Origin of the sequence: Enterobacter sp. BRE11 (assembly GCF_031844285.1) — a bacterium.
Lineage (GTDB): Bacteria > Pseudomonadota > Gammaproteobacteria > Enterobacterales > Enterobacteriaceae > Pantoea.
In genome coordinates, this window is sequence record NZ_JAUZUX010000011.1 from 134,945 (window position 1) to 153,043 (window position 18,099).

Here is an 18,099-nt window from a genome sequence, read left to right on the forward strand (position 1 = left end):
GCCAATGTTGTTAAAGGCGCTGGCGTCATTAGGACGCCGGGGAATCAATACCTGCTCCACCTTTGGTCGGGCAGGTTTAATGCTGTTTCACGCGCTGGTAGGGAAACCCGCCTTTCGTAAACACACGCCGCTGCTGATCAAACAGCTTTACAGCGTCGGCGTCTTATCGCTGTTGATTATCGTCGTGTCCGGGCTGTTTATTGGCATGGTGCTGGGGCTGCAGGGCTATCTGGTGCTGACCACCTACAGCGCGGAAACCAGTCTCGGCATGCTGGTGGCGCTGTCGCTGCTGCGCGAGCTGGGACCGGTAGTGACCGCGCTGCTGTTCGCCGGCCGCGCCGGATCGGCGTTGACGGCGGAGATTGGCCTGATGAAGGCGACCGAACAGCTCTCCAGTATGGAGATGATGGCGGTCGATCCGCTGCGCCGCGTTGTCTCGCCGCGCTTCTGGGCGGGCTTTATCAGCATGCCGCTTCTGACGCTAATTTTTACCGCCGTCGGCATCGCTGGCGGTGCGCTGGTCGGCGTGAGCTGGAAAGGCATCGATCCCGGCTTTTTCTGGTCGGCGATGCAAAACGCGGTCGATTTTCGTACTGACGTCATCAACTGCATTATTAAAAGCGCCGTTTTTGCCGTGACGGTCACCTGGATCGCGCTGTTTAACGGTTACGACGCGATTCCGACCTCTGAAGGGATTAGCCGCGCGACGACGCGCACCGTGGTGCACGCCTCGCTGGCGGTACTCGGTCTGGATTTTGTGCTGACAGCACTGATGTTTGGGAACTAATGCAATGCAAAGCAAAAAAAGCGAAATTTGGGTTGGCGTGTTTATGCTTCTGGCGCTGGTGGCGATGCTGTTTCTCTGCCTGCGCGTGGCGGATCTTAAGTCGCTCGGCACGCAGCCGACCTGGCAGCTTTACGCTACCTTCGATAATATCGGCGGCCTGAAAGTCAGCTCGCCGGTTAAAATCGGCGGCGTGGTGATCGGCCGCGTCACTGATATCTCCCTGGAACCTAAAACGCTGTTACCGCGCGTCACCATGGCGATCAGCGACGAGTACGCCGACAAGATTTCCGATACCAGCTCGCTGGCGATCCGCACACAGGGCTTACTCGGCGAGCAGTTTTTAGCGTTGAATCTGGGCTTTGACGATCCCGAGCTGGGCTCGGCGATGTTGAAAGACGGCGACACGCTGCGCGATACCAAATCGGCAATGGTACTGGAGGACCTGATAGGTCAGTTCCTGTACAAGAGCGGTGACAAGAAAAACGATGCGGATAACAAGGGTACGCAGGGCGACGAGAGCGCGCCTGCTGCCCCGGCTCAACCCTGAGAGGTAAAAAACGATGTTTAAACGTTTCCTGATGATTGCCATGCTGGTGGTTGCGCCGCTGGCCACGGCAAATGCCGTCGACCAAAGCAATCCTTACAAGCTGATGAATGAGGCGGCGGCCAAGACCTTTACGCGTCTTAAAAACGAGCAGCCAAAAATCAAGCAGAATCCTAATTACCTGCGCGATATCGTTCGTCAGGAGCTGCTGCCCTATGTGCAAATCAAGTACGCCGGCGCGCTGGTGCTGGGCCGCTACTATCGTGAGGCGACGCCAGCGCAGCGCGATGCCTATTTCGCCGCATTTGGCGACTATCTGGCTCAGGCTTACGGCCAGGCGCTGGCGCTTTATCACGGTCAGACTTACCAGATTCAGCCGGAGCAGCCGCTCGACGGCAAGAATATCGTTGCGATTCGCGTCACCATCGTGGACCCCAACGGTCGTCCGCCTGTTCGCCTGGATTTTCAGTGGCGTAAAAACAGCCAGAGTGGCAACTGGCAGGCGTATGACATGGTGGCGGAAGGCGTCAGCATGATCACCACTAAACAGAACGAGTGGGGCGACTTGCTGCGTACCAAAGGCATTGATGGCCTGACAGCACAGCTGAAAAGCTCTGCGGCACAGCCGATTACGCTGGATAAACAGTAACGATGCATGAGTCATTACGCTGGCAGCGTGACGCCAGCACGCTGTCGCTGTACGGCGAACTGAACCGCGATACGCTGCTGGCGCTCTGGCAGCAGCGCGACACGCTAATCGACAAAGCAGAGATTATCGACGTTTCCGGACTGGCGCGCGTCGACTCAGCCGGTCTGGCGTTGCTGGTGCACCTGCGCGAAATCGCCCGCGCTCAGGGCGTCACGCCGCGTTTTAGCGGCATCAGCGAGAAATTGCAGTCGCTGATTACTCTCTACAATCTTCAGCAGATTATTGTTTCTGCGGAAAAAAGCAGCTGACCGCTTTCTCACACTCTTAAGCCCCTGTTTCTGGCAGGGGCTTTTGCATGTTTAAGAGTCCGCCGCTTTCCTCTAAGATGTCACCCTTTATTCTTTACAACTTAAGTAATGAGCAATGGAAAACAGTGAAATTCAGGCCGTGCTGATGAAAGCGCTGCCGCTGGACGAAGTCCATGTGATGAGCAACGATGGCAGCCACTTTCAGGTCATTGCCGTAGGTGAAATGTTTGGCGAGCTGAGCCGCGTGAAAAAACAGCAGGCCGTTTACGCGCCGCTGATGGAATATATCGCCGACAACCGCATTCATGCCGTCTCCATTAAAACTTATACCCCTGCTGAATGGGCGCGCGACCGTAAACTTAACGGTTTTTGAGCCTTCATCATGGGCGCTCGCCGCTGGCGAGCTCTTCCCGTCTTTAGTTAATTGAGAGCCGTGTTAATGGACAAATTTCGTGTGCAAGGCCCCACCCGCCTGAGTGGTGAAGTCACCATTTCCGGGGCGAAAAATGCCGCACTGCCGATTCTGTTTGCTGCGCTGCTGGCTGAAGAGCCGGTCGAGATCCAGAACGTGCCGAAGCTGCGCGATATCGATACCACAATGAAGCTGCTAAGCCAGCTGGGTGCGAAGGTTGAGCGCAACGGCTCCGTCCACGTCGACGCCAGCAAGGTCGATATTTTCTGCGCGCCGTACGAATTAGTGAAAACCATGCGCGCTTCTATCTGGGCGCTCGGTCCGCTGGTCGCGCGCTTCGGCCAGGGCCAGGTCTCTCTGCCGGGCGGCTGCGCCATCGGCGCGCGTCCGGTCGACCTGCATATTACGGGCCTGGAGCAGCTGGGCGCTGAAATCAAGCTGGAAGAGGGCTACGTTAAGGCCTCTGTCGACGGCCGCCTGAAAGGCGCGCATATCGTGATGGATAAAGTGAGCGTAGGCGCGACCGTGACCATCATGAGCGCGGCGACGCTGGCTACCGGCGTCACCATTATCGAGAACGCGGCGCGCGAGCCGGAAATTGTCGATACGGCCAACTTCCTGATTACGCTGGGCGCGAAGATCAGCGGCGCAGGCACCGACAAGATCACCATTGAAGGCGTTGAACGCCTGGGCGGCGGCGTCTATCGCGTCCTGCCGGACCGCATCGAAACCGGCACTTTCCTGGTGGCGGCAGCCATCTCAGGCGGCAAAGTGCTCTGTCACAACACCCAGCCGGATACGCTGGACGCCGTTCTGGCGAAGCTGCGCGATGCGGGCGCCGACATCGAAACCGGCGACGACTGGATTAGCCTGGATATGCACGGCAAACGCCCTAAAGCGGTCAACGTACGTACGGCGCCGCACCCGGGCTTCCCGACTGACATGCAGGCGCAGTTCACCCTGCTTAACCTGGTAGCGGAAGGCACGGGCGTCATCACCGAAACCATTTTCGAAAACCGCTTTATGCATATTCCCGAGCTGATCCGTATGGGCGCGCACGCGGAAATTGAGAGCAATACCGCCATCTGCCACGGCGTGGAAAAACTTTCCGGCGCGCAGGTGATGGCAACCGATCTGCGGGCGTCGGCGAGCCTGGTGCTGGCAGGCTGCATCGCCGAAGGCACGACGCTGGTGGATCGCATATACCATATCGATCGCGGCTATGAGCACATCGAAGATAAACTGAAGGCGATGGGCGCGCAGATTGAACGCGTAAGCGCTGAGTAAACGCCGCGCGAATAAAAAAACCAGCCACGGCAGCGCGGCTGGTTTTTTTTTGCCTGTTCGATCCTCAGGCGCTGGCGGGATCCTGCTTGCGCTTCTCGTCTCCGGCGGGGGATCGAATACGCTTTTTGCGATCCAGCAGCAGATGGGTGTGCGGATCGTAGTAGCGGCTTGGCCAGATCTCGGCGGGATGGACGTCAATTGCCTCCGCAATTAGCCACTCTCCTTTCGGCCAGGGACGCGAAAGGGCATTGGCCAGCGTAGATGAACTCAAGCCCGCCTGGCGTGACAACGCCGCCAGCGTCGTGCCGCGTCTGCGCAGCGCAGCAATCACATCGGCTGGATGCCAGTCTTCACTCCTTTTTTGCATATCGCATTCTCCTTGTTCCTTGCGTGAATATTCCCAGTGCAGTGAGGGACCGTGCTCTTTTCTCTTATCTGGAATGTTGTGGAATTTTTATACCAGAAAGTTTCTTGTTGTTTCCAGTAATTTTTGGGCCAGTCGCGAGAAGTGAGCGCCTTGACGCAAAAGCGCGGCAACAGCAGTGATGCATTTTCGGAAAAAAGTGAAGCGGGAAGGGGGAAACAGCGGAGCTGCGGCGGCAGCTCCGAAGGGAAGTCAGAAATCGCGCTGGACAGACATATGCGCCAGCGCTTCGAGCGCGCTGCGCCAGGGCGATTCCGGCAGTGCGCTGAGCGCCGCAATAGCCTTATCCGCTTCCTGCTCGGCGCGCTTTCGGGTCCATTCCAGCGAACCGCACTGCTGCATGGCGGCGAGCACCGGTTCGAGCAGGTGACGGCCGTTGCCCTGTTCGATCGCCTCGCGGATCATCTTTGTCTGTTCCGGCGTGCCGTTATGCATCGCATGCAGCAGCGGCAGCGTCGGTTTGCCTTCGCTGAGATCGTCGCCGGTATTTTTGCCCAGCGTGGCGCCGTCGGCGCTGTAGTCGAGCAGATCGTCGATTAACTGGAAAGCGGTGCCGAGAAAGCGTCCGTAATCCTGCATCGCTTTCTCCTGTGCCGGCGTGGCGTCGGCGAGAATAGCGGATGCCTGCGAAGCGGCTTCGAACAAACGCGCGGTTTTGCTGTAAATTACGCGCATATAGCTCTCTTCAGTGATGTCCGGATCGTTGACGTTCATCAGCTGCAGCACCTCGCCTTCAGCTATCACGTTCACCGCTTCGGACATCAGCGCCAGAATACGCAACGAGCCCATGCTGGTCATCATCTGGAAGGCGCGCGTATAGATAAAGTCGCCGACCAGCACGCTGGCCGCATTGCCGAACGCCGCATTAGCGGTCGCTTTGCCGCGACGCATATCGGATTCATCCACCACGTCGTCATGCAGCAGCGTCGCAGTGTGGATAAATTCGATCAGCGCCGCGTTAATGACGTGCAGCTCGCCCTGGTAGCCGAGCGCGCGTGCCGAAAGCACGGCGATCATCGGACGGATGCGCTTGCCGCCGCCGCTGATGATGTAATAGCCAAGCTGATTAATCAGCGAGACCTCGGAATTCAGCTGGTCGAGGATGGTCTGGTTGACGGCCGCCATATCCTGCGCGGTTAATTCATTAATTTGTTCTAAGTTCATTCGTCTGTTCAGCTTTGACTCGTTTCAACGGCTCATGGTACGTGCTTTAACCAGCCTGAGTTCAGGTAATCTGTTACTGATTGTACTTGAATTTTCCGGATGAGAAACGTTTGCGATCGGCCTGTGTTTTTTTTCTGCAAGAGAGTGCAAAGTGCTCTTGTCTTCTGCTGGAGATTTGCGTAGAATTCGCGCCCTATTGTGAATATTTATCGCGCCGCCTGATGAACGAAAGGCATGCGCAGAAGCGGAGTTTTATATGTACGCGGTTTTCCAAAGTGGTGGTAAACAACACCGAGTAAGCGAAGGTCAGACCGTTCGCCTGGAAAAGCTGGACATCGCAACCGGTGAAACCATTGAGTTTGACCAGGTGCTGATGATCGCAAATGGCGAAGACGTGAAAATCGGCGCGCCACTGGTTTCAGGCGGCGTTATCAAAGCTGAAATCGTTGCTCACGGTCGTGGCGAGAAAGTTAAAATCGTTAAGTTTCGTCGTCGTAAGCACTACCGTAAGCAGGCTGGCCACCGTCAGTGGTTCACTGATGTGAAAATTACTGGCATCAGCGCTTAAGAGGAGATCTGACAAATGGCACATAAAAAGGCTGGTGGCTCGACTCGTAACGGTCGTGACTCCAATGCAAAACGTCTGGGTGTAAAACGTTTCGGTGGCGAATCTGTTCTGGCAGGTAGCATCATCGTTCGTCAGCGTGGCACCAAGTTCCACGCCGGTAACAACGTAGGTTGTGGTCGTGACCACACCCTGTTCGCTACCGCAGACGGCAAAGTTAAATTCGAAGTGAAAGGTCCGAACAACCGTAAATACATCAGCATCGTTGCTGAGTAAGGTTGTCGTGACGCAGACAGCGACTGTCTGAACGCACGAATAAAAGCCCCGCAGCCATTGCGGGGCTTTTTACATTCTGCGACCTGTCGTTCTGTATTGCTGTACACTTTATGTACGCCTGATGTAAATCAGTCCTGATTTATCCGCCGCCGGTCGGCGCAGACAGACCCTGGCGGACCCGTTCGCAGCCCTGTAGGGGCGCGCGGGCGATTGTGTGACGGAGAAAGAAAATGAAGTTTGTTGATGAAGCGACAATCCTGGTGGTTGCCGGCGATGGCGGCAATGGCTGCGTCAGCTTCCGCCGTGAAAAATATATTCCGAAAGGCGGTCCGGACGGCGGTGACGGCGGTGACGGCGGTGATGTCTATCTGGTTGCCGACGAGAACCTGAATACCCTGATTGACTACCGTTTTGAGAAGTCCTTCCGCGCCGAGCGCGGTCAGAACGGCCAGAGCCGCGACTGTACCGGCAAACGCGGTCAGGACATTATCGTTAAGGTGCCGGTCGGCACCCGCGTGATCGACCAGGGCACCGGCGAAACGCTGGGCGATATGACGCGCCATGAGCAGAAGCTGATGGTCGCTAAAGGCGGCTGGCACGGCCTGGGCAATACGCGCTTTAAATCCTCGGTAAACCGTACCCCGCGTCAGAAAACCATGGGCACGCCGGGCGAGAAGCGCGATTTGCAGCTGGAGCTGATGCTGCTGGCCGACGTTGGCATGCTGGGCCTGCCGAACGCCGGCAAATCGACCTTTATCCGCGCCGTCTCTGCGGCCAAGCCGAAAGTGGCGGATTATCCGTTCACCACGCTGGTGCCAAGCCTGGGCGTGGTACGTATGGACAGCGAGCAGAGCTTCGTCGTTGCTGACATTCCGGGCCTGATTGAAGGCGCTGCCGATGGTGCTGGCCTCGGTATTCGCTTCCTCAAGCACCTCGAGCGCTGCCGCGTGCTGCTGCACCTGATCGACATCGCGCCGATCGACGAGTCCGATCCGGTGGAAAACGCCCGCATCATCCTCGGCGAGCTGGAGAAGTACAGCGACAAGCTGTTCAACAAGCCGCGCTGGCTGGTGTTCAATAAAATCGACGTGATTGGCGAAGAGGAAGCGCAGACGCGCGCTAAAGCGATTGCCGAAGCGCTGGGCTGGGAAGAGAAATACTATCTTATCTCCGCCGCAAGCCGTCAGGGCGTGCAGGATCTCTGCTGGGACGTGATGAGCTTCATCAACGCCAACCCGAAAGAAGCGGAAGAAGAAGAGAAGAAACCCGAGAAAGTCGAGTTCATGTGGGATGACTATCACCGTGAAGCGATGGAAAACGTGGTTGAAGAAGAAGATGAAGAGTGGGATGACGACTGGGACGAAGATGACGACGAAGGCGTCGAAATCATCTACCAGCGTTAATGCCAGAAAAAAGGGACAGCGAAAGCTGTCCCTTTTTCATTACCCCAACACCGCCACCGTCAGGCGCGACGAACAGCAGAGCTGGCCGCGCGCGTTGCGGATCTCAATCTGCCACACCTGATTGCGTGAGCCGATATGCAGCGGACGGCAGATGCCGCGCACTTCGCCGCTGGAGACCGGGCGGTGATGGCTGGCGTTGACCTCGATGCCCACCACGCTTTTCCCCTCTTCGGTGCAGAGATAGCCGGCGATCGAGCCCATCGACTCCGCCAGCACCACCGACGCGCCGCCGTGCAGCAGGCCGAACGGCTGATGGGTGCGCGCATCGACCGGCATAACCGCCTCCAGGTAATCGTCGCCGATAGCGGTAAAGCGGATGCCGATATGCGCCACCAGCGAATTTTCACCGATAGCGTTCAGCGCGTCGAGATCGGTCGCGCGTTTCCAGATCGCCATCGGTCAGGCTCCCAGCGTCGCGCCGCCGTCCACCACGATATCCTGCAGCGCGACGTGGCTGGCGAGATCCGAGGCGAGGAACAGCACGTTATGGGCGATCTCCTGCGGCGTGGCGATCTTCCGCAGCGGGATCCCCAGCTTATATTGATCCGGGAAGCCGTCGATCATCTCCTGCTCGGCGGTCGGCGTATGCCACAGGCTGCGCTGCATCTCGGTGTCGGTCGAGCCGGGCGAGACGATATTGCAGCGCACGCCATAGGGTGCCATCTCCAGCCCGACCGTCAGGGTCAGGCTGCGCAGCGCGGCTTTCGAGGCGCCGTAGGCCGACATACCGATACGCGGCGCGTGCGCCGAGTTAGAGGCGACAGAGACGATGGCGCCTGCACGCTGCTGGCGAAATACCGGCAGCGTCTGCTGGAACATATTGAAGGCGCCGCCCACATTGACCGCCAGACAGGCCTGGAAATCCGCGGCGGAAATCTCGTCGGTGGCGCCGATACGCAGGATGCCCGCGCCGTTCACCAGCACGTCGAGGCGCGGCTGCTGCGCCAGCAGGCGCTGGCACACCGTTTTCACCTGTCCTGCATCGGCCACGTCAAGCGTATGGCAGGCGAAAGGGTAGTCGAGGTCGTGAAAGCGCAGATCGAAGCCCTGAACCTGCGCGCCCGCGGCGTGAAAGGCGAGCGCGGTGCAGTAGCCGATGCCCTGGCCTGCGCCGGTTACCCACACCTGTTTACCGCTGAAGTCGAAGCGCTGGCTCATTATGCAGGCTCCCGTGACAGCAGCGCCCACCAGCCGTTGATAGTGGGATTTTTCGCCAGGCTGACAAAGTCGATATCGTCGTGCGCCTGACGCCAGCGCGCCGCCAGCGCCATCATGCGCACGGAATCGAGACCGTAGTCGATCAGGTTCTCATCATCTTCCGGCACGTCATCGTCTTCCAGCAGCGGCAGAACCAGCGCGCGCAGCTCCTCCTTGCTGAGCGGCAGCGTCATCACATCTGCGGTCATCACCACTTTGCCGCTGCGTCCGGCGGTATAGGTCAGCGCCATCATATGTTCCTCGCGGCTAAAGTCCGCCAGCGCATCCGCCACCATAAAGGGCTGGATGTTGCGCATAAAGGCATCGATCGCGGTGGTGAGACAGCCGATGTGGGCGTACACGCCGGTGATGATCAGCTGATCGCGTCCCATCTCCTGCAGAATTGACTCCAGCGGCGAGCGGACAAAGGCGCTGTAGCGCCACTTGGTCAGCACCTGATCCTCGGCGTCGGGCGCCAGCGCATCGACAATCTTCTGCTGCTCGGGATGTTTGTTCAGGCCCGGCCCCCACATATCGTTCAGCAGCGCGCGATCTTCATCGCTCTGCTGGTCAGGCTGCGCGGTGTAGAACACCGGGATGCCCTGCGACTTGCACCAGGCGCGCAGGCGGGCGATGTTTTCCACCACCTGATTGACCAGCGGGCTGTTTTCGCCCCAGAAGTTAAGAAAGTAGGCCTGCATATCGTGAATCAGCAGAGCGGCGCGCTGCGGCTCCAGCGTCCATTTCACCTTGTTGGCGGGCAGCTCGGCGGCGGCAGGCAGCGAATATGAGGTCAGTTTTGGAATAGCCATAAAATCTCCGGAACAGGTCAGGCTTGCGCTTGTTGATCGGCAAGCTGTTGGCGCAGGCGTTTCTTGTCTACTTTGCCGACGGGCGTCAGCGGCAGCGCATCTACGCAGGTAATACGGTCAGGCAGCTTATATTCGGCGACGCCCAGCTCGCGCAGATGGCGGCGCAGCGCCACCGGCTTGAGCGGCTGGCGCGCGACGATAAAGGCGCAGCTTTTTTCGCCCATCAGCTCGTCATGCATCGATACCAGAGCCGCATGGATCACGTCCGCATGGCGCTGCAGCAGGTTTTCGATCTCCTCGGCAGCGATCTTTTCGCCGCCGCGGTTAATCTGATCTTTCTCGCGTCCCTGTACGGTGATGTAGCCCTGCGGGTTAATCTCGATCAGATCGCCCGAGCAGTAAAAACCGTCGGCGTCGAAGCTGGCGGCGTTGTGCGCCGGGCTGTTGTAGTAGCCGCGGAAGGTATAGGGACCGCGCGTCATCAGGCGGCCGATGGCGCCGGTCGGCAGCGGATCGCCATTCTCGTCGGCTACCCAGACCTCATCGTCCGGCGAAATCGGACGTCCCTGAGTGGTGAGAATGGTGCGCTCATCGTCGTCAAGCCGGGTGTAGTTCACCAGCCCTTCCGCCATACCGAACACCTGCTGCAGCCGGCAGCCGATCTCGCTCTGAATGCGCGTCGCCAGCGTCTCGCCCAGTTTGGCGCCGCCGACCTGCATCCGCTGCAGCGACGCCAGCGCCCGGTTGCTGCCCCACTCCTGAATCGCCTGCAGCCACAGGCTGACGGCGGGCGGCACCAGGCCGGTGTCAGTGACCTGGTGTTTTTCGATTAGCGGGAAGCAGTTCGTCGCGCTGGGATCCTCGGCCAGAATCACCTGGCCGCCCGCGTAGAAGACGCCCAGCGCGCCAGGGGAACTCATCGCAAAATTATGCGGCGCGGGCAGGGCGATCAGATAGCGCGTGTCGGCGGTGACCGCGCAGATCTCGTCGCTGGCGCGGATGCTGTAGTAGTAGTCGTTGTGGGTGCGCGGGATCAGCTTCGGCGTGCCGGTGCTACCGCCGGAGAGCTGGAAAAACGCCACTTCGTCGGCGGCGGTCGGCGTCGGCTGAAAAGCGTTCGCGGCCTCCGCCATCAGCGCTTCCAGCCCGTTTTCCGGCTGGCTGTCGTTGCGCAGGATCACCTGCCGCAGCGACGGACAATCGGCGCACAGCGCGTCGATAAAGCGGTCGTCGGCGAACAGCCCATGGCGGCGATCGGCGATCAGCAGCGCAGGTTCGATCTGCGCGGCGTAGGATTGCAGCTCGGTGCGCTGGTGGCTGAACAGCGCGTAGACCGACGCGACGCCCAGCTTGAACAGGGCGAAAACGGTGACGTAGAAGTCGGCGACGTTGCCGAGCTGCACCAGCGCGGTGTCGCCGTTTTTCAGCCCGCGGCGCTGCAGCGCCGCGGCGAGGTTGTCGCTGCGCTGCGCCAGCTGACGGTAGCTCAGCTGCAGATCGCCTTCGATAACGGCGATAGCGTCGCTGTTTTCATGGCGCGCCAGGATATCGGTCATCGGCACATCCAGCCAGTAGCCTTTCTCGCGGTAGCGCGCCGCCAGATCGTCTGGCCAGCGATGGTAGGGGATCGACATGGTATTTCCTTTATTGCAGTCCAAAAGCGCGCAGCATGGTGTCGAGTTTGACACCCGTCTCGCGCCATTCTGATTCCGGTTGCGAATCGGCCACGATGCCCGCGCCAGCGAACAGGCGCACGCGCGCGCCGTGCACAGTGCCGCAGCGGATAGTCACAACCCATTCGCCGTTGCCCTGCTCGTCGCACCAGCCGACGATGCCGCCGAACAGACGGCGGTCAAACGGCTCCAGCGTCTGGATCAGCTGCTGCGCGCGCGCGTGCGGGAAGCCGCTCAGCGCTGGCGTCGGATGCAGCAGACAGGCGAGCGACAGCGCATTCTCCTGCTCATCGAGCGCCTCACCGTCAATCTGCGTCGCCAGATGCCACAGCGTGGCGGTGGTCAGCAGAGAAGGGGTCGCGGGCACCGAGAGCAGGCGGCTGCGCGGCTGCAGCACCGCGCGCATCGCGTCAGTCACTAGCTTATGCTCGTGGCGATCTTTCGCTGATTGCATCAGGGCGTCGCCCGCGGCCCTGTCGCGCTGCGCGTCGGCGTCGCGTCGCGCAGAGCCAGCCAGCGGACAGGAGCGGAAATCACGCCCCTCTTTACGCAGCATCAGCTCCGGGCTGGCGCCTACCAGCGAGCCGCCCTGCGGCAGCGGCAGGTGAAAGTGATAGTTGTTCGGGTTTTGCGCCACGATGCGCTGCATCAGCGCAGCGATATCCACCGGCTGCTCCGTCACGATATCCATCAGGCGCGACAGCACGACTTTATCCAGCTCGCCGCGCTGCGTAGCGGCCACGGCCTCTGCCACCATGGCGGTAAACACCGCGTGCTCCGGCATGGCGGCGCGGCGGCGTATCTGCGGCAGCGGCGCCTGAACGGCGGGCAGCGCAGCCTGAAGATCGGCGCGGTTAAAAGTCTGATGCGATTCCGGAATAAACAGCGCGGCGGGCTGGCTGACGTCGAAGGGGATGGCGCCGACCAGGACTGGGTGGGCGATGCCCTGTTTTTTTGCCGATGCGAAGTGGCATCGCAGCTGCTGTTGAAAGTCGCCGTTTAGCGCGTCGCCATCGACCGCCGGCGCGGCGATCGTGGTGTAGCAGCCTTGCGTAGCGATACTGCGCCACGGGGAGGTGAAGATAAATCCCCGGCACAGCGCGGAGAAATCCTCAAGCAGGGGATTTCCAAACGTCAACGTTTCCACCATAATTTTCACCTATAAATGATAAGATAACTAATAATGATTATCATTTGTATTGTGGTTCTGTAACCTACGTTGATTAGGCTGGAGTGTCAATAAATTCGCGGCAGTGAGCGTGCGATCTCAGCGTGATGCGTAGAGGTGACAGAAGGTTGGATTACAGTAAAAAGTGGACTGAATCTTATGTTTAAGCGGATTTTTACCACGGTGGCCGCGCTGGCTTTCATGACCGTGCTGGCTCACCCGGAGGCGCGCGCTGAAGGCGGCTGGCCGCGCACGCTGCAAAGCGTCGGCGGCAGCGTCACGCTGGAGAACGCGCCGCAGCGCATCGTCTCTACCAGCGTCACCCTGACCGGCTCGCTGCTGGCGATCGACGCGCCGGTCATCGCCAGCGGGGCGACCGCGCCGGGCAGCCGACTGGCGGACGCGCAGGGCTTTTTCCGTCAGTGGAGCGACGTCGCGAAGCGTAAAAATCTCAAGCGGCTCTATATTGGCGAGCCGAGCGCCGAAGCGGTGGCCGCCGAAGCGCCGGATCTGATTATCGTCAGCGCGACCGGCAACGACTCCGCGCTCAAGCTGGTGGATCAATTCTCGGCTATCGCGCCGACGCTGGTGGTGAACTATGACGATAAAAGCTGGCAGCAGCTGGTGACGCTGCTCGGCGAAGCGACCGGCCACGAGGCGGAGGCAGCGGCGCGCGTGAAGGCGTTCGATGCGCAGGAGGCGGCGCTGAAGCAGAAAATCACGCTGCCGCCGCAGCCCGTTTCCGCCATGGTGTTTAACGGCGGCGGCCGCGCGGTAAACCTGTGGACCCGCGAATCAGCGCAGGGCAAGCTGCTGGAGCAGCTCGGCTTTACGCTCGCCGTGCCGCCTGCGGATCTGCAGCAGACGCACAGCATGGGGCAGCGCAAAGATATTATTCAGCTCTCCGGCGAGAACGTCGCCAGCGGCCTGAACGGCAATACCTTCCTGCTGTTCGCCGCAGAGGAGCAAGGGGCGAAACAGCTGATGCAGAACCCCTTCCTGGCGCAAACCGCGGCGGTGAAGCAGCAGCAGGTTTACGCGCTAGGGGCCGACACCTTCCGTCTTGACTACTACAGCGCCAGCCATCTGCTGACGCGTCTGGCGCAGCTGTTTGTTAAATCATGACGCCTCTTCCGCCAGCGTGGGCGCTGGCGGTTGATAGCGTCGCAGCTTCGCCATCAGCATCCACATCACGCCTCCCAGCAGCGCCGCGCCGAAACCGAACAGCGCGGCGGCCTGCTGCGGCAGCAGCCATGACCCCAGCGCGCCGATCATCGCCGCGCCGATCGCATCGCCGGTGACGTTCTGCGCCGTCCAGAGGCTGTTGATGCGCCCCAGCAGCGCATCGGGCGTCAGCGACTGGATCAGCTGGTACTGCACCAGGCTGTTAACGGCGCTGCAGTAGCCGAACGCCGCCAGGCAGGCCAGGCCGAGGGCAAACTGCGGCATCAGGCTGAAGGCGCCAAGCGCGAGGAAAGCGGCGACGGCGCTGGCTAACATCACCTTGCCTGGCTGCGGCGTCTGCGCCAGCCGCCCACTGGTCAGCGCCCCCAGCGCCGCGCCGAGCGGCACGGCGGCGTACATCAGGCCCAGCTCATCGAGGCTGACCTGCCAGTGCGGCGCCAGCGCCGGATAGAGCACGCGCACCGCGCTCGCCAGGGTTACCAGCGCGCCGATCAGCGCCGCCATGCCGACCAGCGGCGCGGCAAACAAAAACTGCACGCCGCTGGCGAGTGCCCGCAGCGGATGTTCGCGCGGCTGCGGCGGCGGCGGCATCACGGGCAGCCGCAGCAGGGTCAGCACGGTGAGCAGCGTGCCCAGGGCGGCGAGGCCGTAGTTCCACGCCGCGCCGCCGTGCGCCAGCACCAGGCCGCCGACGGCGGGCGAAAGAATCGCGCCGAAGCGCACCGTGAGCATGGTAATGGCGCCCGCCTGCATCAGGTTTTCGCGCCCTACCAGCGCTGGCGTCGCCGCCAGCAGCGCCGTGACGCCGATTGCGCCGAAGAAGCCATCCCACAGGCCGAGCAAAAAGACCGCGCTGACCGATGGGGTCGGCAGCGAGGCGTTAACGGCCAGCGCCACGAAGCCGAGGCCGCAGGTGGATCGCGCAATCAGGATCAGCCGTTTGCGCTCGTAGCGATCTGCCAGCACGCCGCCGGTGAGCAGTCCGACGAACATGCCTGCACCTGCCAGGGTGACCGCAAGCCCCACCAGCGCAGGCGAATGCGTCAGCTGCTGGATCTGCACCGGCACGGCGACGGCCAGCATGCCGAGCGCGACGATAGAGATAAAACGGGCGATAAAGACGGCGCGAAAAGCGGGGTGCGTCTTCAACAGGCTGAGATCGATGAGATGGGAGGGTTTGTTCATTGCGTCGCCTTTTGCTGCGGTTTTCCTCGCTACGGTTGAGGCGAATCATGGTAACATACAAAAATACGAGTAATAACGATAACAAGTATCATTATCAAATTGACGCGTTCGCTGCGTCAGTGAACAGTGAAGGTTCGGAACGTTATGCGCCAACTCTCCGCAATAGCCGCCTCAGGAGTGCTGCTGTTGCTCCTGCTCGCGCTCAGCCTGATGCTCGGCGCCAAATCGATCGCCATTCATGATGTTTCCCTTGCCCTGACGACCCACTGCGGCAGCGCCGACTGCGTTATCGTGCGCGAAGCGCGTCTGCCGCGCACCCTTGCCGGTCTGCTGGCGGGCGGTGCGCTCGGGCTGGCGGGCGCGCTGATGCAGAGCCTGACGCGCAATCCGCTCGCCGATCCCGGCATTCTCGGCGTCAACGCGGGCGCAGGCTTCGCCGTGGTGCTGGGTATCGCCCTGTTCGGCGCGGATTCGCCGGCCGACTGGCTCGGCTTCGCCTTCGTCGGCGCACTGCTGGCGTCGCTGCTGGTGGCGCTGACCGGCGCGCTCGGCGGCGGCCGCGTTAATCCGGTGCGCCTGACCCTGGCTGGCGTGGCGCTCGGCGCGGTGCTGGAGGGGCTGACATCCGGACTGTCTCTCCTTAACCCCGATATTTACGATCATCTGCGCTTCTGGCACAGCGGCTCGCTGGATATTCGCAGCGCTGCCGTGCTGCGCGCCACCTGGCCAGCGGTGGCGGTCGGCGCGCTGATCGCGCTGCTGCTGGCGCGCGCGCTCAATACCCTGAGCATGGGCGGCGACCTGGCGACGGCGCTCGGCACGCGCGTGGCGCGTACCCAACTGCTCGGACTGCTGGCTATCGCCCTGCTGAGCGGCGCCGCCACGGCCGCCGTCGGCCCTGTCGCCTTTGTCGGGCTGATGACGCCGCATCTGGCCCGCTGGCTGTGGGGCAACGACCACCGCTGGATGCTGCCCGGCACGCTGCTGATCACCCCCTGTCTGCTGCTGAGCGCCGATATTCTGGGGCGCCTGATGGTGCCGGGCGAACTGCGCGTCTCGGTAGTCACCGCGCTGATCGGCGCGCCGATGCTGATCGTGCTGGTGCGCCGCAAGCTGGGGAGAGGGCAGGTATGAGTCGGGCAATGATGCACGCCATCTGGCTGCTAGCGGCCTGCGCGCTGCTGGCCTTTTTTGGCGTCACGCGCGGCGCGCTGCCGGTGACGGGCGCGCAGCTCTGGCAGCTGGTCACCGGCGAGGGGGCGCGCAACCTTCAGCTGATCGTGCTGGAGTGGCGACTGCCGCGCGTGGCGATGGCGCTGCTGCTCGGCGCGGCGCTCGGGGTGAGCGGCGCAATTTTTCAGTCGCTGCTGCGCAACCCGCTCGGCAGCCCCGATATTCTCGGCTTCAATACCGGCGCCTATAGCGGCGTACTGGTGGCGCTGGTGCTGTTTCAGCAGAACAGCGAGGCGATGACGCTGGCGGCGCTGCTGGGCGGCGTGCTGACCGCTGGCGTGGTGTACCTGTTCGCCTGGCGCAACGGCGTAGAGACCTTCCGGCTGATTATCGTCGGCATCAGCGTGCGTGCGCTGCTGATGGCGCTCAACGGCTGGCTGATTATCAGCGCCTCGCTGGAGGCGGCGCTCAGCGCCGGGCTGTGGAGCGCCGGATCGCTTAACGGCATCACCTGGGCGAAAACCGCGCCGGTGGTCGTCGTGCTGGCGGCGGCGCTGCTGCTGACCGCGCTGCTGGCGCGGCGGATGCGCCTGCTGGAGATGGGCGACGACACCGCCTGCGCGCTGGGCGTGCCGGTGGAGCGCAGCCGGCTGTGGCTGATGCTGCTCGGCGTGGTGCTGACCGCCGCCTCCACCGCGCTGGCCGGTCCCATTTCATTTGTCGCCCTGCTGGCGCCGCAGATTGCTCGTCGTCTGTGTGGCGGCATTAAAGGCCCGCTGCCGCTGGCGGCGCTGTGCGGCGCACTGCTGCTGCTGGCGGCGGACTATGCGGCGCAGCATCTTTTCCTGCCCTATCAGCTGCCGGTCGGCGTGATTACCGTCAGCCTTGGCGGGCTTTATTTGATTGCACTACTGGTCAGGGAGGCGCGACGCCAATGACAGAGAGGATTGCGCGCCTGCAGGGCGAGGCGCTGACGCTGGGCTACGAGAAGAAGATTGTGGCTGAAGGGCTGTCGGTCGCGATTCCGGATGGCGAACTGACGGTGATCATCGGCCCCAACGCCTGCGGCAAATCGACGCTGCTGCGCGCGCTGAGTCGCCTGGCGCCGCCGCTGCAGGGGCAGGTGCTGCTCGACGGCGAGGCGATTTCGCGCCTCTCCACTAAAGAGGTGGCGCGGCGTCTCGGCCTGCTGCCGCAGAGTTCGCAGACCCCCTCCGGCATCAGCGTCAGCGAGCTGGTGGCGCGCGGGCGCTATCCGCATCAGCCACTGTTCGGCCGCTGGCGCGACGAGGATGAGGCGGCGGTGCAGCAGGCGATGCAGGCAACCGGCGTGGCGGATATTGCCGCGCAGCCGGTCGATCAGCTTTCCGGCGGTCAGCGCCAGCGCGTCTGGATCGCCATGGTGCTGGCGCAGCAGACGCCGCTGCTGCTGCTGGACGAGCCCACGACCTGGCTCGATATTACCCATCAAATCGAACTGCTGGAGCTGATGCAGGATCTCAATCAGCAGCATGGCCGCACGCTGGTGGTGGTGCTGCACGATCTGAATCAGGCGTGCCGCTACGCCACGCATCTCATCGCGATGCGCAGCGGCCAGATTGTCGCCGAGGGCAGGCCGTCGAAGATTGTTACGCCGGAATTGATTGAGGCGGTCTACGGCCTGCGCTGCGTTATCGTTGAGGATCCGGTGGCGCATACGCCGATGATTGTGCCGCTGGGACGCGGGCGCAGCTGAGGCGCTGGCTAAAACCCGCACTGAATAGGGATGGTTTAGGAGAGAGGTGCCAAAGCGGATGATATGGCCCGATCGCAAAGTCGCTTTACGCA

21 protein-coding genes are annotated in these 18,099 nt (G+C 61.6%); 13 read left to right on the forward strand and 8 right to left on the reverse strand.

The features are described from left to right. The first annotated feature begins 4 nt into the window (after nt 1-4). The 6 genes from mlaE to murA all read left to right on the forward strand — a co-directional run bounded on the left by mlaE (nt 5) and on the right by murA (nt 3,987). A complete protein-coding gene (gene mlaE / locus Q9R34_RS13615) occupies nt 5-787 on the forward strand; it encodes a lipid asymmetry maintenance ABC transporter permease subunit MlaE (protein ID WP_033749272.1) in 783 nt (260 codons plus the stop codon). Nucleotides 788-791: 4 nt separating this feature from the next. After that, nucleotides 792-1,334 (forward strand): outer membrane lipid asymmetry maintenance protein MlaD, encoded by a 543-nt coding sequence (mlaD, locus tag Q9R34_RS13620; RefSeq protein WP_434124275.1) that lies wholly within the window; start codon nt 792-794, stop codon nt 1,332-1,334. A 13-nt stretch (nt 1,335-1,347) separates the two neighbouring features. Next, entirely contained in the window at nt 1,348-1,980 is a 633-nt protein-coding gene (gene mlaC, locus Q9R34_RS13625; RefSeq protein WP_434124276.1) for a phospholipid-binding protein MlaC, read from the forward strand. Nucleotides 1,981-1,982: 2 nt separating this feature from the next. Then, the gene (gene mlaB, locus Q9R34_RS13630; protein ID WP_033749276.1) at nt 1,983-2,288 is read left to right on the forward strand and encodes a lipid asymmetry maintenance protein MlaB; all 306 of its coding nucleotides are present in this window, start codon (nt 1,983-1,985) and stop codon (nt 2,286-2,288) included. A 115-nt stretch (nt 2,289-2,403) separates the two neighbouring features. Next, entirely contained in the window at nt 2,404-2,661 is a 258-nt protein-coding gene (gene ibaG, locus Q9R34_RS13635; RefSeq protein WP_033749277.1) for a BolA family iron metabolism protein IbaG, read from the forward strand. A 66-nt stretch (nt 2,662-2,727) separates the two neighbouring features. Beyond that, complete coding sequence (murA, locus tag Q9R34_RS13640) at nt 2,728-3,987, forward strand: UDP-N-acetylglucosamine 1-carboxyvinyltransferase (RefSeq protein WP_434124277.1); 1,260 nt, start codon at nt 2,728-2,730, stop codon at nt 3,985-3,987. A gap of 64 nt (nt 3,988-4,051) precedes the next feature. On the opposite strand, the gene Q9R34_RS13645 is transcribed toward murA, so the two are convergent. Further along, on the reverse strand, nt 4,052-4,354 hold the full coding sequence (locus tag Q9R34_RS13645; protein WP_434124278.1) for a helix-turn-helix domain-containing protein: 303 nt from the start codon (nt 4,352-4,354) through the stop codon (nt 4,052-4,054). Between the two features lie 249 nt (nt 4,355-4,603). Continuing rightward, nucleotides 4,604-5,575: an octaprenyl diphosphate synthase gene (gene ispB, locus Q9R34_RS13650; RefSeq protein ID WP_033749280.1), complete on the reverse strand. Its 972-nt coding sequence runs from the start codon at nt 5,573-5,575 to the stop codon at nt 4,604-4,606. Nucleotides 5,576-5,831: 256 nt separating this feature from the next. Here ispB and rplU point away from each other — a divergent pair, with 256 nt between their 5' ends. From rplU to cgtA, 3 genes are all read left to right on the forward strand, one after another. Next, on the forward strand, nt 5,832-6,143 hold the full coding sequence (gene rplU, locus Q9R34_RS13655; RefSeq protein WP_033749281.1) for a 50S ribosomal protein L21: 312 nt from the start codon (nt 5,832-5,834) through the stop codon (nt 6,141-6,143). Nucleotides 6,144-6,158: 15 nt separating this feature from the next. After that, nucleotides 6,159-6,416 carry a 50S ribosomal protein L27 gene (gene rpmA / locus Q9R34_RS13660; RefSeq protein ID WP_006121751.1) on the forward strand — a complete coding sequence of 86 codons (258 nt, stop codon included), beginning with the start codon at nt 6,159-6,161 and terminating at the stop codon, nt 6,414-6,416. A 230-nt stretch (nt 6,417-6,646) separates the two neighbouring features. Next, the gene (gene cgtA, locus Q9R34_RS13665) at nt 6,647-7,819 is read left to right on the forward strand and encodes an Obg family GTPase CgtA (RefSeq protein ID WP_434124279.1); all 1,173 of its coding nucleotides are present in this window, start codon (nt 6,647-6,649) and stop codon (nt 7,817-7,819) included. A 39-nt stretch (nt 7,820-7,858) separates the two neighbouring features. Here cgtA and Q9R34_RS13670 read toward each other — a convergent pair whose 3' ends face one another. The 5 genes from Q9R34_RS13670 to Q9R34_RS13690 are packed head-to-tail and all read right to left on the reverse strand — an operon-like array spanning nt 7,859 to nt 12,711. Then, nucleotides 7,859-8,275: a hotdog fold thioesterase gene (locus Q9R34_RS13670; protein ID WP_485894375.1), complete on the reverse strand. Its 417-nt coding sequence runs from the start codon at nt 8,273-8,275 to the stop codon at nt 7,859-7,861. Nucleotides 8,276-8,278: 3 nt separating this feature from the next. After that, nucleotides 8,279-9,037: a 2,3-dihydro-2,3-dihydroxybenzoate dehydrogenase gene (dhbA, locus tag Q9R34_RS13675; RefSeq protein ID WP_434124281.1), complete on the reverse strand. Its 759-nt coding sequence runs from the start codon at nt 9,035-9,037 to the stop codon at nt 8,279-8,281. Next, the gene (locus Q9R34_RS13680) at nt 9,037-9,888 is read right to left on the reverse strand and encodes an isochorismatase family protein (protein WP_485894377.1); all 852 of its coding nucleotides are present in this window, start codon (nt 9,886-9,888) and stop codon (nt 9,037-9,039) included. The genes dhbA and Q9R34_RS13680 overlap by 1 nt, the downstream gene beginning before the upstream one ends. A gap of 17 nt (nt 9,889-9,905) precedes the next feature. Then, entirely contained in the window at nt 9,906-11,522 is a 1,617-nt protein-coding gene (locus Q9R34_RS13685) for a (2,3-dihydroxybenzoyl)adenylate synthase (RefSeq protein ID WP_485894379.1), read from the reverse strand. Between the two features lie 10 nt (nt 11,523-11,532). Further along, a complete protein-coding gene (locus tag Q9R34_RS13690; protein WP_485894381.1) occupies nt 11,533-12,711 on the reverse strand; it encodes an isochorismate synthase in 1,179 nt (392 codons plus the stop codon). A 177-nt stretch (nt 12,712-12,888) separates the two neighbouring features. Here Q9R34_RS13690 and fepB point away from each other — a divergent pair, with 177 nt between their 5' ends. Then, nucleotides 12,889-13,854, forward strand: coding sequence for a Fe2+-enterobactin ABC transporter substrate-binding protein (gene fepB, locus Q9R34_RS13695; RefSeq protein WP_485894383.1), 966 nt, complete (start codon nt 12,889-12,891; stop codon nt 13,852-13,854). Here the strand turns inward: fepB and entS are convergent. Next, on the reverse strand, nt 13,849-15,099 hold the full coding sequence (gene entS, locus Q9R34_RS13700; protein ID WP_485894385.1) for an enterobactin transporter EntS: 1,251 nt from the start codon (nt 15,097-15,099) through the stop codon (nt 13,849-13,851). The genes fepB and entS overlap by 6 nt on opposite strands. A 144-nt stretch (nt 15,100-15,243) precedes the next feature. On the opposite strand from entS, the gene fepD reads away from it, so the two are divergent. Genes fepD through Q9R34_RS13715 form a run of 3 tightly spaced genes read left to right on the forward strand, consistent with a single transcriptional unit; the run spans nt 15,244 to nt 18,007 of the window. Next, on the forward strand, nt 15,244-16,233 hold the full coding sequence (gene fepD / locus Q9R34_RS13705; RefSeq protein WP_434124288.1) for a Fe(3+)-siderophore ABC transporter permease: 990 nt from the start codon (nt 15,244-15,246) through the stop codon (nt 16,231-16,233). Further along, a complete protein-coding gene (gene fepG / locus Q9R34_RS13710) occupies nt 16,230-17,210 on the forward strand; it encodes an iron-enterobactin ABC transporter permease (RefSeq protein WP_485894388.1) in 981 nt (326 codons plus the stop codon). Before fepD ends, fepG begins: the two co-directional genes overlap by 4 nt. Further along, nucleotides 17,207-18,007, forward strand: coding sequence for an ATP-binding cassette domain-containing protein (locus Q9R34_RS13715; protein WP_485894390.1), 801 nt, complete (start codon nt 17,207-17,209; stop codon nt 18,005-18,007). Before fepG ends, Q9R34_RS13715 begins: the two co-directional genes overlap by 4 nt. The last annotated feature ends 92 nt before the right edge of the window (nt 18,008-18,099 follow it).

What these genes read in the sequence shown, in the direction of transcription:
- Q9R34_RS13680 (WP_485894377.1), bottom strand. Translation starts at nt 9,888, where the DNA reads ATGGCTATTCCAAAACTGACCTCATATTCGCTGCCTGCCGCCGCCGAG.
- murA (WP_434124277.1), top strand. Translation starts at nt 2,728, where the DNA reads ATGGACAAATTTCGTGTGCAAGGCCCCACCCGCCTGAGTGGTGAAGTC.
- mlaE (WP_033749272.1), top strand. Translation starts at nt 5, where the DNA reads ATGTTGTTAAAGGCGCTGGCGTCATTAGGACGCCGGGGAATCAATACC.
- Q9R34_RS13715 (WP_485894390.1), top strand. Translation starts at nt 17,207, where the DNA reads ATGACAGAGAGGATTGCGCGCCTGCAGGGCGAGGCGCTGACGCTGGGC.
- rplU (WP_033749281.1), top strand. Translation starts at nt 5,832, where the DNA reads ATGTACGCGGTTTTCCAAAGTGGTGGTAAACAACACCGAGTAAGCGAA.
- mlaD (WP_434124275.1), top strand. Translation starts at nt 792, where the DNA reads ATGCAAAGCAAAAAAAGCGAAATTTGGGTTGGCGTGTTTATGCTTCTG.
- fepG (WP_485894388.1), top strand. Translation starts at nt 16,230, where the DNA reads ATGAGTCGGGCAATGATGCACGCCATCTGGCTGCTAGCGGCCTGCGCG.
- mlaB (WP_033749276.1), top strand. Translation starts at nt 1,983, where the DNA reads ATGCATGAGTCATTACGCTGGCAGCGTGACGCCAGCACGCTGTCGCTG.
- fepD (WP_434124288.1), top strand. Translation starts at nt 15,244, where the DNA reads ATGCGCCAACTCTCCGCAATAGCCGCCTCAGGAGTGCTGCTGTTGCTC.
- entS (WP_485894385.1), bottom strand. Translation starts at nt 15,099, where the DNA reads ATGAACAAACCCTCCCATCTCATCGATCTCAGCCTGTTGAAGACGCAC.
- Q9R34_RS13690 (WP_485894381.1), bottom strand. Translation starts at nt 12,711, where the DNA reads ATGGTGGAAACGTTGACGTTTGGAAATCCCCTGCTTGAGGATTTCTCC.
- Q9R34_RS13670 (WP_485894375.1), bottom strand. Translation starts at nt 8,275, where the DNA reads ATGGCGATCTGGAAACGCGCGACCGATCTCGACGCGCTGAACGCTATC.
- rpmA (WP_006121751.1), top strand. Translation starts at nt 6,159, where the DNA reads ATGGCACATAAAAAGGCTGGTGGCTCGACTCGTAACGGTCGTGACTCC.
- ispB (WP_033749280.1), bottom strand. Translation starts at nt 5,575, where the DNA reads ATGAACTTAGAACAAATTAATGAATTAACCGCGCAGGATATGGCGGCC.
- Q9R34_RS13645 (WP_434124278.1), bottom strand. Translation starts at nt 4,354, where the DNA reads ATGCAAAAAAGGAGTGAAGACTGGCATCCAGCCGATGTGATTGCTGCG.
- mlaC (WP_434124276.1), top strand. Translation starts at nt 1,348, where the DNA reads ATGTTTAAACGTTTCCTGATGATTGCCATGCTGGTGGTTGCGCCGCTG.
- Q9R34_RS13685 (WP_485894379.1), bottom strand. Translation starts at nt 11,522, where the DNA reads ATGTCGATCCCCTACCATCGCTGGCCAGACGATCTGGCGGCGCGCTAC.
- dhbA (WP_434124281.1), bottom strand. Translation starts at nt 9,037, where the DNA reads ATGAGCCAGCGCTTCGACTTCAGCGGTAAACAGGTGTGGGTAACCGGC.
- fepB (WP_485894383.1), top strand. Translation starts at nt 12,889, where the DNA reads ATGTTTAAGCGGATTTTTACCACGGTGGCCGCGCTGGCTTTCATGACC.
- ibaG (WP_033749277.1), top strand. Translation starts at nt 2,404, where the DNA reads ATGGAAAACAGTGAAATTCAGGCCGTGCTGATGAAAGCGCTGCCGCTG.
- cgtA (WP_434124279.1), top strand. Translation starts at nt 6,647, where the DNA reads ATGAAGTTTGTTGATGAAGCGACAATCCTGGTGGTTGCCGGCGATGGC.